The following is a 17,334-nucleotide window of genomic DNA, read 5'->3' on the forward strand; positions in this document are numbered from 1 at the left end:
AATTTAAAGTTAACACCGCCTAAAGATGCGACGAATGGAGTCGCGCAGGCGGCAGGGTGTTCAGGGCGCGTGGTGGGCGGTTGTCGGATCGGCCAACGGCTGGCAAGAGCGGTGCGTGACTTCTTATGGCAACCGATCTCCGGTCAAAGCGGTGCTCGGTCCCACCAACACCGGCAAGACCCATCTCGCGATCGAACGGATGTGCGCCCATTCGAGCGGCGCGATCGGTTTTCCGCTGCGCCTGCTGGCCCGCGAAGTGTATGACCGGGTTGTCTCCATCAAGGGCGAGAAACAGGTTGCTCTGATCACCGGGGAAGAGCGTATCGAGCCGCCTGACGCACGGTATTTCCTGTGCACCGCCGAGGCGATGCCGCGCGATGGCGGCGGGCATTCGTTCGTGGCGCTCGACGAAGCCCAGATCGGCGCCAACCGCGAGCGTGGGCATATCTTTACCGACCGGCTGCTACATGCGCGGGGGCGTGACGAGACTATGCTGCTGGGGGCTGCGACGCTGGAGCCGATGGTCCGCGCACTTGAGCCCACCGCCGAGATCATCGGGCGCCCGCGTTTCTCTACTCTCAAACATATCGGCCCCCGCAAGCTGTCGCGTTTGCCGCCGCGTAGCGCGATAGTCGCCTTTAGCGCGGAGCAGGTTTATGCCGTTGCAGAAATGTTGCGGCGCTTCAGGGGTGGCAGCGCGGTGGTCATGGGGGCGCTAAGCCCTGAAACCCGCAATCGTCAGGTGGCCATGTTCCAGGCTGGCGAGGTTGACTATATCGTAGCGACAGATGCGATCGGCATGGGGCTCAATCTGGATGTCACGCACGTGGCCTTCGCATCATTGACCAAATTTGACGGAGTGCGGCAGCGCCGGCTCCAACCCGCTGAAATGGCTCAGATTGCGGGGCGGGCCGGGCGGCACCAGAAAGATGGAACCTTCGGCACGCTCTCAGGTGCCAGCGGCCCTCAGGTCGAACCCGCAGAGTTCTCCGACGAAGAAATCTACGCGATCGAAGAACATCGGTTCAGGCCGATCACAACGCTTTTCTGGCGCGAAGCCGAACCGCGTTTCGACAGCATAGCCACGCTGGTCGCGGACCTCGAGCGGCCGCCTGTTGAAGATGGGCTGAGGCTCGCACCTGAAGCCATCGACCTTGCAGTGCTCAAATTGCTCGCCGCGCAGCCGATTGCTTCCGGGATCGCAGGCGCAGGCGCGGTGCGGCGATTCTGGGAGGCCTGTTCGCTCCCCGATTTTCGCCAGGTCGGCGCGGATCAGCACGCGCGCTTTGTCCTGCGCTTGTGGCAGGATCTGAAGGACGGATACCTCGGTGCCGACTATGCCGCCGCGCGCATTGCCGAGCTCGACAACATGCAAGGCGACATCCACACGCTGCAGGCGCGCATCGCTGCAGTTCGCAGCTGGGCTTATATTTGCCAGCGGCCCGACTGGGTGCTCGCCCGAGACGAAATGGCTGCCCGCGCAAGAGGGGTGGAAGCCAAGCTGTCCGATGCGCTACACGCCCGACTGACGGAACGTTTTGTAAATAGAAGGACTGCACTTCTGATGAAATCGCTTGGCCAGGATGCCGCGATCTTGCCGGTCACCCTATCCGATGATGGCACGCTGGCGGTGGAAGACGAGCCGATCGGCAGAGTCGATGGTTTTCGCTTTACAGTCGATCACATGGCGAACTTCGCGGATCGCAAGATGCTGCTCGCCGCCGGGGAGAAGGCCCTCCCGCGCATCCTGAGTGAGCGGGCGCTCAGTCTCGCAGCCGGTGATCTGGCAGGTGTGACACTTGAGGATGGCGCGGTCCTCTGGAGCGGTCAGCCGATTGCGAAACGCGACATCGGATCCGCGCCAGCCAAGCCAAGGCTCATCGCGGAGCGCGAGCTGGACGTTCTCTCACCCGATGCGCGCCAGCAATTGATGGATGCCCTTGGTGCCTGGCTCGAAAGCAAGCTCAAGCCGCTCGAGCCCTTGTCGAAGATGCTGACTGCGACCAACGATCCAAATACCGGGTCTCAGGCGCGAGCCTTGCTGCTCAACCTGATTGCGGGGCACGGCTATGTCAGTCGAGAAAAAGCCGGGATTGAGCATTTGCCCAAGGAAATGCGGCCGTTCCTGCGCCGTCTTGGTGTCACATTCGGTGCTCTGGACATATTTGCGGCGGTCCTGCTCAAGCCTGCGCCGCGCCAGCTGCTGCATGCGCTCGGAGCTGATCGGCGCCCTCTTCAACCAGCGATGATTCCCGTGATCAAAGGCGGCAGAGCGGTGCCTTCGGGTTATCGACCTGCTGGCAAGCAGCTGATCCGGATCGACATTGCAGAGAAAATCCTGCGCAGCGCGCACGATACCAGGTCGAAGGCAAAGGACCGCCGGTTCATTATCGACCCATCACTGGCGATTTCCACCGGGCTTTCGCCGGACAGCTTCCAGCGTTTGCTGAGCGCCGCCGGCTTCCGCTTTTCGCCCGGCAAGGCGTTGAGTGACGGGCAGTTCGGCCCTCCGCCGCCGGGCAAGTTCGAGTGGCAGCCATCGCGCAGGAAAGCAGAGCGCAAGACGTCACCAAAGCCGCGCGAAGGCAGTGCCTTCGCTGGATTGGCTGACCTGATCGGCTGATGCGGGTCGATGTGCTGCTGCACCGCTGCCGCTTCGCCAAGACGCGCGGCATTGCCCAGCAGATTGTCGCCAGCGGACATTTGCGTTGCAATGGTCACCGGGTCCTCCGAGCCAGCGCCGAAGTTACAGTGGGTGACATCCTGACTATTCCGCTGCAAAATTCGGTCCGCCTGGTTGAAGTCCAACACCTGCCGAGCAGGCGAGGACCGGCGAGTGAGGCGGCGGATTGCTATCGCATGCTTGACCAGAACGGGGAAACGGCACTAGCAGCGAAATCTACGGCTTCAGCTAAGGGAAAATCGCCACCATGACCTATGTCGTCACCGACGCATGCATCAAATGCAAATATACCGATTGCGTCGAGGTGTGCCCTGTCGACTGTTTTTACGAAGGCGAGACGATGCTTGTCATCAACCCTTCGGAATGCATCGATTGCGGTGTGTGCGAACCCGAATGCCCGGCCGAAGCCATTCTGCCTGACACGGAAGACGGACTGGAGAAGTGGCTCGAGCTGAACACCAAATACTCAGCGGAATGGCCCAACATCACGAGCCAGAAGGACCCGCCCGAAGACGCCGACGAGCATAAGGGCGAGGAAGGCAAGTTCGAGAAATTCTTCACCCCGGAACCGGGTGAAGGGGACTGATCCTCATTCGCAGACCCACCTGACGGCAAGACCTCGACAGTTGATCTGGCAACGGCAAACGGGCTGACTCTTTGCAAGACTCGCAATTTTGTTGCGATTGTGTTATATGATCTGTCAACCGCATCGGTTTGGTCCCGGTGGCGGCTGATATAAGGAAAGGTCAGGACCACTCGTGACAGCATAAATGGGTTTGACCGCGCCCGGACCGGCGCGGCCGCAGGCCTCTTTTACTGTTACGTATGTGGCCCGGCCCTGAGAAAGGACTGTTTATGGCAGCCAAGGCTCCCGCCTTCGACGTTGGCGATTATGTCGTTTACCCCAAACATGGGGTCGGCCGCGTCATCGAACTGCAAAATGAAGAAATCGCAGGCATGCAGCTCGAACTGTATGTGCTGAGATTTGAAAAGGAGCGCATGACGCTTCGAGTGCCGACCAACAAGGTCGAGTCGATCGGAATGCGCAAGCTCTCGAGCGACAAGGCGCTGAAAGAGGCGATGGAAACCCTGCAGGGCAAGCCCAAGGTCAAGCGCACCATGTGGTCGCGCCGCGCGCAGGAATACGAAGCGAAAATCAATTCGGGCGAGATCGTTTTGATCGCCGAAGTGACCCGCGACCTGTTCCGTCCGGACGATCAGCCCGAACAGAGCTATTCGGAACGGCAGATCTTCGAAGCAGCCTCGAGCCGTCTCGCACGTGAACTTGCGGCGATGGAAAAAACCGACGAGCCGACGGCACTGGAGAAAATCCTCGAAGTGCTGCGCGAACATGCGCCGCAGTATTACAACAATGACGAGGAAGAAAGCTGATCGACCAACCGTAGATTGGCTTCGATGGGGGCTGCCTGAAAGGGCGGCCCCTTTTGGTATGCGGGATTGAAGTGGGGTGCATAGTGTATTATATCACCAATACACACTTGCCGGAGAAGCCCCATGCTCAACGATATCTTCAAAACGGTCGGCCCGATTATCGCCGCCGCTATGGCTGGAAAATTCGAGAACACGGAATTCCGTTTCGATAACGGCAAATTTCATGTTGACGGAGACTGGGACGGCGTTCCCGTCGAGGATTTCGACCTGACGCAGACTCCGCCCGAAAAGATCGTCGTGCTTGGCGCGGTCCGGGTTTTCATCGCGGAAGGCAAGACTTTCCGCATCCAGACACCAGGCGAAGGCCCGAGCCTGGTCCGCCTGGCACAGCGCGAAGGCAAACTGGTGATTGCCCGCCGCGACCGGGAAAGCGCGACAGCCGAAGCCTCAACCGTCGAAATCACCATGCCCGCGCCGCGCTCGGTCACTCTCGCTGGAGCGGGATTCGTCGAAATCGGCGCATTGGCTGACGATGCCGGCGTAAGCATAACCGGCTCCGGATCGGTCATGCTCAACGGGGTCACATGCACCCGCCTCAAGGCGAAAGTGCTCGGATCGGGCCGCCTGCATGCAATAGGTTCGGTCGAACACCTCAAACTGGTTTCCGCTGGTTCGGGCGAGGCGGACCTTGCCCAGCTTGATGTGGGGAAAGCGCAGATCACAATTACCGGATCGGGCTCCGCCCGCCTGGCATGCGACGGCGAGGTGGAGGCAAAAATGATGGGATCAGGCAATGTCACCGTCTATGGCCGCGCGCGCTCCAGGGTGCAGTCACTGGGATCGGGTCGGTTCAACTGCCTGCCCCGCGACGACCGCGATGACAGGGGCAAGGGCGAACCGGATGCACCGGAACCGCCCAAGCCGCCTGAGCCTCCCAAATCGGGTGGTGCCGCAGCCAAGGCCAAGGGGGCATCCCCAAAGTCGAAGCCGGCCAAGGCGACGAAGGCAACCAAACCTGCCAAACCTGCCAAACCCGCCCGGAAGAAACGCAAGGCTCCGGCCAGCAAGTCGGAATAAGTTCAATAGTCACGACGGGAGACAATCCAGTGACCAGATTTTTCGCGCAGTTTTTCGCCCCGCTTGCTGCAATCAGCCTCGCGCTGACCGGCTGCGATATGGATATCAACATCAACGGCAAAGACGGCGTCCCGCTGGCAGAGCTCGACACGTCCGGGGACCCGCCGACCGGCATCGCGCTGTTTGGCCCGGACACGATCATCATCACTGAGGGCGACACGCTCGATATCGCAGTCGAAGGCGATCAGGATGTGGTCGATGCGCTGCGGTTTGTGCTGGAGAATGGCACTCTGGGCGTAATGCGAATGAATGATGCGCCAAGCGATATCGGCACGGCAACCGTGCGGGTGACCATGCCCGCACCGGAAGACATTATCATGGCCGGCTCCGGCAAGATCGAGGCGGCCACGATGGCGAGCAAGGCCGACGTGAACATTGGCGGTTCAGGTTCGATCGTGATTGCCAGCCTCGCGGCCGAAACACTCGACCTCAATATCGCTGGATCTGGCTCGGTCACCGCGAGCGGCACCGTCGAGCGACTGGACCTCAACGTCCTCGGCTCGGGAAATGCAAACCTCGGGGCCGTCACGATCGACCGCGCGGACGTGAATGTCGCCGGTTCAGGCAGCACATCCTTTGCCTCCGACGGCACAGTCGAAGCCAATATCGTGGGCTCGGGCGATGTAGCGGTCACCGGCTCCGCTACCTGCGAAAGTAACAAGCTCGGCTCGGGCAAGCTCACATGCGCGGCAGCCGAAAACAGCGAGCCGGAAACCAAGCCAGAAACCGAGCCAGCCGAATAGGCCTGACAATTCAGACGCAGTTCAAGGCAAGTCATGCTAAGGCCGCGCAGGAAGGAGAACTCCATGCGCGGTCTTTCGCTTTTCCTTGCGGTGTCTAGCCTGCCCCTGCTGTCCGGTTGCCTTGCACGGGCGGCTGTCGATGTTGTCACCGCACCCGTTCGCGTTGCCAGCTCGGCGGTGGATCTTGCCACAACCAGCCAGTCGGAACGCGACGAGAAACGCGGGCGGGAGATGCGCAAACGCGAGGAGGAGCTCGGTAAACTCGAACGGCGTCATGAGAAACAACGTAAAGAATGCGACGAGGGCGATCGCGGCGCGTGCGACGACGCGCGACAAACCTATGCCGAGATGCAGGAAATCATGCCGTACGTTCCGCTCGACCCGCCCGAACGCGACGATTGAACCTGGCTGCTAGGCAGCGGCGCGACGCAACCGGTCATTGATGGCCCTGCCGATCCCCACCTCCGGTATCGTGGCCACCGCAATACGCGGCTTCTCGGACCCCGCAGCGAGGTGGAGACAATCGTAGAGGCGCGTTGCTGCTTGATTCAGTTCGCCTTTTCCGGAGAGTGTGCAATCCCCGGCCACCGCGCCGAAGCCGATCACGAATTCATCGGGTGCGAAATTCTTGGCGTTGAGCCGGATTGGCTTGCCCGGCGAATAGTGACTGGCAAGCTGCCCCGGCGCTTCGATCGCGTTTGACGTCTTGGCGCGTTTGTAGGGGGCATCCCAATAGAATTTGTGCAATTGATCGAGGTCGACCGGGCCTGCCCGCAATTCCGACCAGCTGTGGTCCTCACGGATTGCCACAATTGTTGATTCAAGTCCTTCTGTACAGGCAAAGCCGTCGTCGAGAATCAGGTCGATGCGGCCATCGAGCGTGGCCGCGACATGGGCGGCGCTTGTCGGACTCACAAACCCGCTGCGATTGGCCGAAGGTGCGGCAAGTGGGAAATCACAGGCCGCAAGCAATGCCTGCATGGTCGGATGGTTCGGGCTACGCAGCGCGACAGTGGGAAGCCCGGCGGTCACTGCCGGCGCGAGATCGGCGTCAGCCCTTTTCGGGACGACCATGGTCAACGGGGCCGGCCAATACAATTCAGCCAGGGTTTCGGCGGTACTTGGTAGATCGGCCAGACGCCTAGCTTGTTCAACATCGCGCATATGGACGATGAGAGGATTGAAGCTGGGGCGGCCCTTCGCGGCGTAAATTTTCGCCACGGCTTCGGGCGAATCGGCGCGGGCCGCCAGACCGTAAACCGTCTCGGTCGGAACCGCGACCAAGCCTCCCCGTTCGAGAATTGCCGCAGCACGCGCGATTCCCGCCGTATCGGCCAATACCGTTTCCGTAGCGTTCTTGCCGCCCATGGCTGCCCGCTATAGGTGATGCGCAACAAAGCCAAGAGGACATGACCACTGTGACCCCCTATTCGCCGCCAACCCAAGACCAGCTCCTCGCCATCCGCGTCAATGCGGGGATCGAGGAATTGGCGCAAAGCGAACGCTTCGCCGCAGCCGAAGCCGATATGGTCGAGGCCATCGTCGACGGGGTCGGCCAATTCGCTGCGGGCGAGTTCGCCCCGCTCAATCGCGTTGGGGATCTTGCTGGCGCGGTGCTGGAAAATGGCGTGGTTCGCCTGCCCGAGGGCTTTTCCGAAGCCTATGAGAGCTATGTCGAGCAAGGCTGGAACGCCATTGCTTCTCCGGCCGAATTCGGCGGTCAGGGCCTGCCCTTCATTCTCGCCTGCAACGTGCTGGAGAACCTCGGCACGGCCAACATGGCGTTCAACCTGCTGCCGATGCTGTCGGTCGGCGCGATCGAAGCGCTGGAGCATCACGGCAGCGAGACCTTGCAGCAGAAATACCTGCCCAAGCTGGTCAGCGGCGAATGGTCGGGCACGATGAACCTGACTGAGCCGCAGGCTGGCAGCGATGTTGGCGCCCTACGCTCCACCGCTGAACCAGTGATAGACGGCGAGCACGCGGGAAAATACCGCATCAAGGGGCAGAAGATCTACATCACCTGGGGCGAGCACGAACTGGCGAAGAACATCATCCACCTGGTGCTTGCACGGCTGCCCGACGCCCCGGCGGGAAGCGCCGGCATCTCGCTGTTCGCGGTTCCCAAGTACCATGTGAACGATGACGGATCGCTCGGACCGCGCAACGACCTTCGCTGTGTCAGCCTCGAGCACAAGCTGGGCATCAACGCGTCGCCGACCTGCGTCATGTCTTACGGCGACAATGACGAGTGCATGGGCGAACTGGTCGGGACAGAGAATCGCGGACTGATGGCCATGTTCACCATGATGAATAATGCACGGATCAATGTCGGCAACCAGGGGGTCCAGATCGGCGAGCGGGCCACGCAGCAAGCGATCCATTACGCGGCCGATCGGGTGCAATCCGCCCGTGCCGGATCGCCTGACCGCACGCCTGTCGCCATTATCGAGCACCCCGACGTGCGCCGTATGATTCTGCGGATGAAATCGCTGACCGAGGGGATGCGGGCGCTGCTCTACTACACGGCAGGGCTGGTCGATCGCGGGACGCTGGGGGACGAGGCAGCAAAGAAGCGCGGCGATGTGCTGGTCCCGATGATCAAGGCGTGGGGCACGGACACCGGGATCGAAGTCGCAAGTCTTGGCGTGCAGATCCACGGCGGGATGGGCTTCGTCGAGGAAACCGGCGCGGCTCAGCATTACCGCGATGCGCGGATCGCGCCGATCTATGAAGGCACAAACGGAATTCAGGCCGCAGACCTCGTGACCCGCAAGCTGGGCTACGAGAACGGCGCGGTCTACGCCGGGCTGATGCAGGCCATCATCCGCGATTGTGCTGAAGAGCCCGCCTTGGCAGCTCTCGCGCAGGACTGCGTGGCAGTTGCCGAATGGATGCGCGACGATGCATCGCTCGATGACCGGCTGGCTGGCAGCGTACCGTTCTGCACGATGTCATCGGTTGCGGTGGCGGGGTGGCAATTGTTGTTGCAGGCCCGCGCAGTCGAAGGCGGTGCCGCCCCCTCGCTGGCGAAAACAAAGCCCGTCACGGCGCGATACTTCCTCGATCATATCGTGCCCGAAGCAGCGGGCCAGAAGGCCGCAGCCGTGGCAGGCGCAGAGCTGCTCTATGCACTGACCGCCGAGCAGCTTGCCGGATAGAATGATGGTGGTGGGCGAGACGACCGACTGGATGGCGTCGCCCGCCTACGTCTGGAATGGCGAAAAGGTCCGTTCGCTGCCGGATATCATCGCACCGCCTTTCGCCCTGCTACGCGGCATTGATGCGCAAAAGACCCGCGTGTTGGAGAATAGCGCGCGTCACGCTCAGGGCATCCCGGCGCACGACATGCTGCTGTGGGGCAGCCGCGGGATGGGCAAATCCGCCTTGATCCGCGCTGCGGTCGCGGAGCTTGCTGGAGACGGGCTCGCTGAAGGCGGGCTCGCTCTGGTCCAGCTGTCGGCCAGAGACCTGTCGAGCTTGCCTTCGCTGTTTGAAAGGCTGGGCCCGGTTGACCGGCAATTCCTCCTGTTCGTCGATGATCTGGGATTTGCCCCGCATGATCTGGACGGGCCACGGCGATTGCGGAGCTTGCTGGAAGGCGGGGTCGAGGCGCGGCCTGCGAACGCTCGGCTGGCAGTCACCACGAACCATCGGGCCATCGTCCCGCGTGAAATCGACACGGGCCGATCACACCGGCATGAGCGCGACGCCAGTGATGACGAACTCGCGCTGTCGGACCGGTTCGGCCTGGTGGTCGGGTTTCATGCTTGCGACCAGGCGACGTATCTTGAAATCGTCACATCGTACGCTTTGCATTTTGACCTGGCCGTAGACAATGACGCCGCGCTGCTCTGGGCGAAGCAGCGCGGCGCGCGATCAGGTCGCGTCGCTTGGCAATATATCGTCGAATGCGCCGGCCGCGCCGGGCGTCCGCTCTAGTTGACCGGCATGGGCATCGGGACTTCGCGGGCAAAATCTTCCCGGAAGGCCGCTGAAGGATCTCCGATCAGCTCGCGCTGTGGCGGGAGCGATCCGCTCTCGTACCGGACAACCGCTGGTGCAGGTTCGGCACCCGGCGCTATGACCCGCCAGATAATCCCGCCGGTATCGTCGCTCACCAGCAGTGCCCCGTCTTGCGCCCACGCAACCCAGGTGGGCCGGCCGTGCGTCTTGCCGTCACCTGTCAGGAACCCGCTGAGGACCGGAACCGGCTTGGCCAGCGGATTGCCGCGCTCATCGAACGCGACAAAGACAACATCGTAACCGGAGGCTGGAATGCGATTCCACGATCCGTGCCGCGCGATAAACGCACCCTGCCCGAAACTTGCACCCATGCGGTGGCCACCCTTGGTGAAAGCAAGACCCAAGGCTGCAACATGGGGCCCCAAGGCATATTCGGGCTTGCGAGTGTAGCTGCTGACGTAAGTCGGGATCGGGCTGTCGACCCGGCGGTCGATGTTGCTTTTCCAGTAAAGCCACGGCCACCCGTAGTGCACACCGACCGGAACATTAGTCAGATAATCCGGTACAAGGTCGGAGCCGAGCATGTCGCGCTCATTGACCGTCGTCCACAATTCGCCGTTCCACGGGTTCCAGTCGAGACCGTTCGGATTGCGCAGACCTGCGCCATAGATGCGGCTTGATCCGCTCGCGATGGTGTATTCGTGGATGGCGGCACGGCCTTCTTCGATTGCCATGCCCTTTTCACCGATGTTCGATGCCGAACCCACTGCGATGTAGATCGACTCACCATCGGGATCGAGCGCGATGTTGCGCATCCAGTGGTTTTCACCCGGCGGCAGATCCATCAGCTTCTTCGGTTCGGCCGCAATCTTGGTCGCGCCCAATTCGTAAGGAAACGACACCAGTGCATCATGGTTGGCAACGTAGAGAGTGCCATCCGTCCAGGCGATGCCTGACGGGGACGCGAGATTGTCAGTCAGAACCGAACGCGATTCCGCAACCCCGTCTCCATCGGCATCGCGCAGCAGGACCAGTTGATCGGGCGATGCGCCGCCTGCACCCGCGCTCGACATCAATTTCTTCGCGATCCAGGCGGTCAACCCGCCGCCATCGGTTTCTGGTGCCCGGGTCAGCGTAACGAGGATATCGCCATTGGGCAGTGAATAGAGCACGCGCGGATGCTCCAGCCCGTCGGCAAATCTCTCGACACGCAGCCCCTTTGCCGCTTCGGGTTTTTCGCCATCCTTCCAGCCGATCGGTTCCGCGATGTTGATCGTCGGAATGGTTTCCGCCGATTCCTTCGAAAGGACCGGCTTCGTCCCCGTTACATCGTCCACCGGCAGGTCGGCTTCGTCGCCCTGAAACAGCCACCAGGCAAGAAGGGAGAAAGCCAGAATGAAGACCAGCAGGGCGATGAGGAACTTGCGAAATTTGCTCATATTCGATCGAATAGGCGCTGTGCGGGCTTGCGGCAATGGGATGCTGCCCTAGATGAACCGGATGTATGATTTTTCCGTCGATGAAGCCCTGCCCAAACCCGAGCGATACCGCCAGCTGATCGACGCCGCAGGCGCGCTGGTCGACGGAGAGCGCGATGGCGTGGCCAATATGGCCAATGTCGCGGCGCTTATGTGGGACTTCCTGCCGGACATCAATTGGGCAGGCTTTTACCGTGTCGACCCCGAGGGCGAAGGCCGGGAATTGGTCTTGGGGCCTTTTGCGGGCAAGCCTGCCTGCATCCGTATTCCTTTTGGTGTCGGCGTATGCGGGACCGCCGCTGCTACGGGCGAGACTCAATTGATCGAGGATGTCGAAGCGTTTCCCGGACACATCGCGTGCGATGCAGCCAGCAAGTCGGAACTGGTCGTTCCGGTCCAGCGCGATGGCCGGCTGATCGCGGTGATAGATATCGACAGCCCTCACCTCGCGCGGTTCGATCGCGAAGATGCCGCCGGGATCGAAGCCCTGGCCGCCCGGATTTGCGCCGCGATCTAGCGCGGGCTCCGCAGCCAGTCGCCCCGAAACGGGACAATGGCTTGCAAGCAGAGCGACCTGCGCGAATCTTATGGTATATTTTCCCTTAACGCCCGCAATTCGTCGGGACCGCGTTAGGGGAAGATTCGATGACAAGCCGCCAATTGCTCGCTGTGGGAACCGCCGGATTGGCGATGGCTTTGGCCTCGCCAGCTGCTGCGCAGCCGGAAATGACCTATGAAGGCAGTGGCTATCAATACGCAGTGCCGGCGCCTGCCGTGCCTGCCGCGCCCCCTCGGGTCGTCTACCAACCGCAACCGGTGGTTCAGCCTATCCCGGCGACATCGGATTCCTACGAGTACGAAACCGAATACCAGGGTGAAGCCGGTGCCGATTACAGTTACGAGGGCTCGCCTTACCCTGCGCAAGCGCATGCCGCTCATGCGGATCATGGCTATGTCGCGCATCCGCAGCCGCAGTCATTCGATCGCGAAGCCTGGCTTGATCAGTGCCGCGCCAATATGCGTCAGGACCGTCGTGGCGGCAGCGGCGGCGTGACCGGCGGGGTTCTCGGCGCGGTGGCCGGCGGCGTGATTGGCAACCGGGTGGCGGACGGTGACCGGTTGGCGGGCACGCTGATTGGTGCCGGCGTTGGCGGCCTGGCCGGTGCCGCCATCGGCTCGGCCATAGAATCGGGCAACCGCCGCTCGCAAGAGCGCGAATATTGCGAAGCGTATCTCGACCGCTATCTGGCAGGCGGATACGGACATCACGGTGCTTACCCCATGGGCCAGCATCACTATGGGCAGGCGTTCTATGGATATGCCTACCAGCCGGTTCCAGTGATGTATGTCCAGGTGATGGTCCCTGTTCAGCGCCGCGCTGTCGTCCGCGAATATGTCGAGTACATCAACGAGCCGGTTACAATCGTGGAAGAGGTCAAGGTCGAGGAAGTCGTGCGGCATCGCGTGATCGAGCCGGCGCCGACCAAGACCATTCCGATCAAGCGAGCGCCGCAGCGCACGAAATACGTCAAGGACGACTAAGCAGCACGATTTGCTCTGCTTTGCGAAAAAGTTGCGCCGCGCAATTCCCGCGCGGCGCATTCTTTTTTTCGGCTCGATTTCAATGTTTTGCTAGAACTTCAAGGCGTCAGATATCGCCGCCGGTGAGCCGCTGGCAGATCAGATCGAGCTGATCGAGCGTGCGATAGCGGATCGTAACCGCGCCTGTGCGCGGATCCGCATCGGACTTTATCTTGACCGACAGGCCAAGGAACTCTTCGAGATGGGCCTGCACCGCCGCGATATCGGCATCCTTCGCCGGATCGCGCGACACCCGCGGCATGCGGCGCGTCGTCTCGCCGGAAGGGCTCCTCACCATCTTTTCGATTTCGCGCACTGAGAGTTTTTTGGCGACCGCCGCCTTTGCCAGGGCTATGGCATCCTCTTGTCCGATCAGCGCGCGCGCATGGCCCATGCTCAGCGCGCCTTGCGCCACCATGTCGAGCACTTCTTCCGGCAAGTTCAACAATCGCTGCAGGTTGGCGACATGGCTACGCGACTTGTCGACAAGCTTGGCAATCTCTGCCTGTGTCATGCCCTCATTGTCCGCAAGGCGTTGATAAGCCTGGGCTTCTTCTACCGGATTGAGGTCTTCGCGCTGGATATTCTCGATCAGGGCCAGAGCCATGACCTCGCGCTCGTCCAGTTCGCGTACGAGTGCGGGGATCTCGTGCAGCCGCGCTTTTTGTGCGGCGCGCCAGCGACGTTCACCGGCGACCAGTTGATAGCGCCCGCCAGCCAGCGGCCGCACGATGATCGGCTGGATGACCCCGCGAGAGGCAATCGATTCGGCCAGCTCGGACAATGCCTCGTCGTCGAAATAGCGCCTGGGTTGGCCTGGAAGCGGCTCGATTGCCGAGACCGGCAGGGAGGCCAACCCGCTATCGGATGCCGGACCTGCGCCAGATGTGCCGCCGCCACCGCCGGTCACCAGCGGTTCTTCACGTCGGGTCTCTCCCATGAGGGCACCGAGACCCCTGCCCAGCTTTTTGCGCTTTTCAGCCGGGTTGCGCGGCGGCACGGAAAGACGAATCGGATCTGTCGGGTTGCTCACGCAGCTTTCCTCCGTTCAGGCAGGCGTCCGATCAGTTCTCGGGCAAGCGCTATGTAGGCGCGGCTACCTGTGCAGTTATGGTCGTAGATCAGAGCGGGCAATCCATGGCTCGGAGCCTCGGACAGGCGCACATTGCGCGGAATGACTGCATCGAAGACCAGATTGCCAAGGCAGTCGCGCACGTCGTCGGCAACTTGATCGGTCAGACGATTGCGGCGATCAAACATGGTCAGGACAATCCCGACAATCCCCAGATCGGGATTGAACCGCTGTTGCACCTGCTCAACCGTCTGGAGAAGTTGACTGAGGCCCTCGAGAGCGAAAAATTCACATTGTAGCGGCACGAGCAAGGTGTCAGCGGCGCCAAGAGCGTTCAGGGTCAACAACCCAAGCGATGGCGGGCAGTCGATAAAGCAAATGTCGTGTGCATGGTGGTTGCCCAACGCCGCGCGGAGACGATCGGTACGATCCTCGACGGTGACGAGCTCCACTTCTGCGCCGCTCAGATCGACCGTGGCCGGCACCAGATCGAGACCGGGAATACCTGTCGGGTGGATGCACTCCGCAAGAGGACGCTCTTCGACCAGGACATCGTAGGTCGAGCTTTCACGATCAGCCGAACCAACCCCCAATCCGGTCGACGCATTGCCTTGCGGATCAAGGTCCACCAACAAGGTTTTCCATCCGGTCGCGGCCATTGCGGTTGCAATATTGATTGCGGTCGTCGTCTTCCCGACACCGCCTTTCTGGTTCGCGATCGCAATGGTGATCATTTTATCCCTCCGTCGAGCCGCCCGAGTGCCGTGCGGGTCAAGGTTCCTACCACGATTCCCGCCTCAGAATCGGTTGCCGACTGTTCCACGTGAAACAGTTGTTTCAACCGCTTTGGCAACTCTTCCACTTCCTGCGCCGCCGAACGCCCTTTCGGCAACAGCCACAAAGTGCTGGTTGTGGAGAACCTTGCGGACAAATCGAGGATACGCCGGAGCGGAGCGAATGCGCGCGCGCTGATTGTCCCGGCCTTGAACGGTTCGACCGATTCGAGCTTCTTCCCTTCGATCCGGCAGTTCCCGAGACCAAGCGCATCGGCCGTTTGCCTGAGCCATTCGAAGCGCTTGCGGCGGGACTCAACGAGAACCATCGGCATCTCCGGCCGCATCGCTGCGATAACCAACCCTGGCAGGCCGGGGCCCGACCCCAGGTCGAGCCACGGAGCCGGCGCCGTTTCACGTGAAACATGCTCCAGCAACTGCGCGCTATCGGCAATATGCCGCTGCCAGAGGATCGCCTCGCTTGGCTTGGCAATAAGGTTCTGGCGTGCGTTCTCCAAAAGAAGGAGGGTGGCAAACCGGTCAAGCCGCGCGAGAGCATCGGCATCGCACAGCGATGCAACGTAGCTGCGCGCATCCGCTTCAGTGGAAATCGGCATCACGCGGCAAGCTGTTCGCGGCGGCGGGCGTGGACCAGAACGGCGGCAAGGGCTGCTGGTGTGATGCCCGCAACACGCCCGGCCGCAGACAGATCCTCTGGTATCGCTTTGCTCAGGCGCTCGACCATCTCGTTAGACAGGCCGGGTACCTCCGAATATGGGAAGTCCGCAGCCAGTTTCACGGCCGCACTCGCCCTCAAGTCTCGCAATTCGGTCTCCTGTCGCTCCAGATAGGGCGCATAAGCGGCATCTTCGGCCAGTTCGCTCGCGATATCGTGTTCCACGTGGAACGTTTCAGGCAGCCACTGGCGAAGCGCCGCCAGATCCACACCGCCAAAACGAAGCCACTCCGACAGAGGCCGCGATCCTCCGTCTCGCCGGACCGGCAGCCCTGCATCGGCCATGTCAGGTGCGGAAAGAGTGTTCGAAAGGTCGCCCTCCATCGTCTGACGAAGCGCCTCTCGCCGAGCGAACCATTTGGCGCGCGCCGGGCCGAGACACCCCGCTTGATCCGCAAGCGAAGTCAGACGCGTGGTGGCATTGTTGGCCCTTAGACGAAGTCGGTATTCGGCGCGCGAAGTCAGCATACGATAGGGCTCGCTCACCCCATGAAGTGTGAGATCGTCAATCATGACCGCAATGTAGGAATTCGCACGGTCGAGTGATGCAGGTTCGCGCTCGAGGACTGCCGCTCCGGCATGCATCCCGGCGACCAATCCCTGCGCGGCCGCTTCCTCATACCCTGTCGTGCCGTTGATCTGCCCTGCACAGTAAAGCCCCGGCATGGCGCGCAACTCCAGGCCGCGCGTGAGGGCCCGTGGGTCGATATGGTCATACTCGACCGCATAGCCCGGTACCTCCATATTCACGTCTTCGAGGCCTTCCATGGATCGCAGCATCGCCAATTGGACGTCGGTGGGCAACGACGTGCTAATTCCGTTCGGATAGACCAGATGGGTCGAGAGACCCTCGGGCTCGAGGAACACCTGATGCCCCTCACGATCGCCAAACCGATGGATTTTGTCTTCGATCGAAGGGCAATAACGTGGGCCCTGCGCGTCGATGGCTCCGGAAAATAGCGGAGACCGGTCGAGATTGGCCCGAATGATATCATGGCTACGCGCATTGGTGCGCGTGATCGCGCAGAACACTTGCGGATTGCGGCGGCCATTTGTGACAGGCGACATGGTCCAGCTTTCATCGTCCGATGGCTGTTCCTCCAGTCGCGCCCAGTCAATTGTCCGACCGTCAATGCGTGGCGGCGTTCCGGTCTTTAGCCGGGCCATCGGCAGGTTCGCATCACGGATCTGCGCGGCGAGTCGCTGGGCCGAATTTTCGCCGATCCGCCCACCCGTCAGACGTTCCTCGCCGCGGAACAGAGTCCCGCCAAGGAAGGTGCCCGTACACAGGATCACCGCCTGTGCGGCAAGCACATCACCACTCGCGAGCTTCAGACCGCAGATGCGCCCACCGGATCGCCGCAACTCGGCCGCTTCACCTTCGATGACAGTCAGCCTGCGCTCGGCGGCGACAATTCGCTGGACTTCGGCTTTGAACAGAGCCCGGTCGGCCTGGACACGGGGACCCCAGACAGCACTGCCCTTCGACCGGTTGAGCATCCGGTAGTGGATGGCACCGGCATCGGCAGCGCGGCCGATAACTCCATCAAAAGCGTCGACCTCGCGCACCAGATGGCCCTTGCCCAGACCCCCGATCGCTGGATTGCAGCTCATCGCACCAACCGCTTGAGCTTCGAATGTGACCAGCCCGACACGCGCACCCATCCGCGCAGCCACACAGGCTGCCTCGACACCGGCGTGCCCACCGCCGACGACCAGGATGTCGAATTCTTGCATGGAGGACCGATTAGCCGGGTGAATGAGTCAGGTCAA

Annotated in this window: 17 protein-coding genes; 11 read left to right on the plus strand and 6 right to left on the minus strand. The window is 61.6% G+C overall.

The window, feature by feature from the left end; all coding sequences use genetic code 11:
- Window positions 1-34 precede the first annotated feature (34 nt).
- From E0502_RS06095 to E0502_RS06125, 7 genes are all read left to right on the plus strand, one after another.
- A complete protein-coding gene (locus tag E0502_RS06095; RefSeq protein WP_137677560.1) occupies window positions 35-2,623 on the plus strand; it encodes a helicase-related protein in 2,589 nt (862 codons plus the stop codon).
- On the plus strand, window positions 2,623-2,934 hold the full coding sequence (locus tag E0502_RS06100; RefSeq protein ID WP_137677016.1) for an RNA-binding S4 domain-containing protein: 312 nt from the start codon (window positions 2,623-2,625) through the stop codon (window positions 2,932-2,934). Before E0502_RS06095 ends, E0502_RS06100 begins: the two co-directional genes overlap by 1 nt.
- A complete protein-coding gene (gene fdxA / locus E0502_RS06105; protein ID WP_137677017.1) occupies window positions 2,931-3,269 on the plus strand; it encodes a ferredoxin FdxA in 339 nt (112 codons plus the stop codon). The genes E0502_RS06100 and fdxA overlap by 4 nt, the downstream gene beginning before the upstream one ends.
- Window positions 3,270-3,538: 269 nt before the next feature.
- A complete protein-coding gene (locus tag E0502_RS06110) occupies window positions 3,539-4,075 on the plus strand; it encodes a CarD family transcriptional regulator (protein WP_137677018.1) in 537 nt (178 codons plus the stop codon).
- Window positions 4,076-4,198: 123 nt separating this feature from the next.
- Window positions 4,199-5,152 carry a GIN domain-containing protein gene (locus tag E0502_RS06115; protein ID WP_137677019.1) on the plus strand — a complete coding sequence of 318 codons (954 nt, stop codon included), beginning with the start codon at window positions 4,199-4,201 and terminating at the stop codon, window positions 5,150-5,152.
- Window positions 5,153-5,181: 29 nt separating this feature from the next.
- Window positions 5,182-5,955, plus strand: coding sequence for a head GIN domain-containing protein (locus E0502_RS06120; protein ID WP_137677020.1), 774 nt, complete (start codon window positions 5,182-5,184; stop codon window positions 5,953-5,955).
- Between the two features lie 63 nt (window positions 5,956-6,018).
- Window positions 6,019-6,357 carry a putative RNA-binding protein gene (locus tag E0502_RS06125; RefSeq protein WP_137677021.1) on the plus strand — a complete coding sequence of 113 codons (339 nt, stop codon included), beginning with the start codon at window positions 6,019-6,021 and terminating at the stop codon, window positions 6,355-6,357.
- 9 nt (window positions 6,358-6,366) lie between these two features.
- On the opposite strand, the gene E0502_RS06130 is transcribed toward E0502_RS06125, so the two are convergent.
- Window positions 6,367-7,323: an L-threonylcarbamoyladenylate synthase gene (locus E0502_RS06130; RefSeq protein WP_137677022.1), complete on the minus strand. Its 957-nt coding sequence runs from the start codon at window positions 7,321-7,323 to the stop codon at window positions 6,367-6,369.
- A gap of 41 nt (window positions 7,324-7,364) precedes the next feature.
- Here E0502_RS06130 and E0502_RS06135 point away from each other — a divergent pair, with 41 nt between their 5' ends.
- Both E0502_RS06135 and E0502_RS06140 read left to right on the plus strand, forming a co-directional pair.
- Window positions 7,365-9,116 (plus strand): acyl-CoA dehydrogenase family protein, encoded by a 1,752-nt coding sequence (locus E0502_RS06135; protein ID WP_137677023.1) that lies wholly within the window; start codon window positions 7,365-7,367, stop codon window positions 9,114-9,116.
- A complete protein-coding gene (locus E0502_RS06140) occupies window positions 9,106-9,897 on the plus strand; it encodes a DUF815 domain-containing protein (protein WP_240048885.1) in 792 nt (263 codons plus the stop codon). The genes E0502_RS06135 and E0502_RS06140 overlap by 11 nt, the downstream gene beginning before the upstream one ends.
- On the opposite strand, the gene E0502_RS06145 is transcribed toward E0502_RS06140, so the two are convergent.
- Window positions 9,894-11,360, minus strand: coding sequence for a PQQ-dependent sugar dehydrogenase (locus tag E0502_RS06145; protein ID WP_137677024.1), 1,467 nt, complete (start codon window positions 11,358-11,360; stop codon window positions 9,894-9,896). The genes E0502_RS06140 and E0502_RS06145 overlap by 4 nt on opposite strands.
- Before the next feature lie 61 nt (window positions 11,361-11,421).
- On the opposite strand from E0502_RS06145, the gene E0502_RS06150 reads away from it, so the two are divergent.
- The gene (locus tag E0502_RS06150) at window positions 11,422-11,916 is read left to right on the plus strand and encodes a GAF domain-containing protein (protein ID WP_137677025.1); all 495 of its coding nucleotides are present in this window, start codon (window positions 11,422-11,424) and stop codon (window positions 11,914-11,916) included.
- 128 nt (window positions 11,917-12,044) lie between these two features.
- Window positions 12,045-12,941, plus strand: coding sequence for a glycine zipper 2TM domain-containing protein (locus tag E0502_RS06155; RefSeq protein ID WP_137677026.1), 897 nt, complete (start codon window positions 12,045-12,047; stop codon window positions 12,939-12,941).
- Window positions 12,942-13,047: 106 nt separating this feature from the next.
- On the opposite strand, the gene E0502_RS06160 is transcribed toward E0502_RS06155, so the two are convergent.
- The 4 genes from E0502_RS06160 to mnmG are packed head-to-tail and all read right to left on the minus strand — an operon-like array spanning window position 13,048 to window position 17,298.
- Window positions 13,048-14,013, minus strand: a complete 966-nt coding sequence (locus E0502_RS06160) for a ParB/RepB/Spo0J family partition protein (RefSeq protein WP_240048886.1) — start codon at window positions 14,011-14,013, stop codon at window positions 13,048-13,050.
- Entirely contained in the window at window positions 14,010-14,786 is a 777-nt protein-coding gene (locus E0502_RS06165) for a ParA family protein (protein ID WP_137677027.1), read from the minus strand. The genes E0502_RS06160 and E0502_RS06165 overlap by 4 nt, the downstream gene beginning before the upstream one ends.
- Complete coding sequence (gene rsmG / locus E0502_RS06170) at window positions 14,783-15,442, minus strand: 16S rRNA (guanine(527)-N(7))-methyltransferase RsmG (protein WP_137677028.1); 660 nt, start codon at window positions 15,440-15,442, stop codon at window positions 14,783-14,785. The genes E0502_RS06165 and rsmG overlap by 4 nt, the downstream gene beginning before the upstream one ends.
- Window positions 15,442-17,298: a tRNA uridine-5-carboxymethylaminomethyl(34) synthesis enzyme MnmG gene (gene mnmG / locus E0502_RS06175; RefSeq protein ID WP_137677029.1), complete on the minus strand. Its 1,857-nt coding sequence runs from the start codon at window positions 17,296-17,298 to the stop codon at window positions 15,442-15,444. The genes rsmG and mnmG overlap by 1 nt, the downstream gene beginning before the upstream one ends.
- Window positions 17,299-17,334 lie beyond the last annotated feature (36 nt).

Source organism: Parerythrobacter lutipelagi (assembly GCF_005434975.1).
Taxonomy (GTDB): Bacteria; Pseudomonadota; Alphaproteobacteria; order Sphingomonadales; family Sphingomonadaceae; genus Parerythrobacter_A; species Parerythrobacter_A lutipelagi.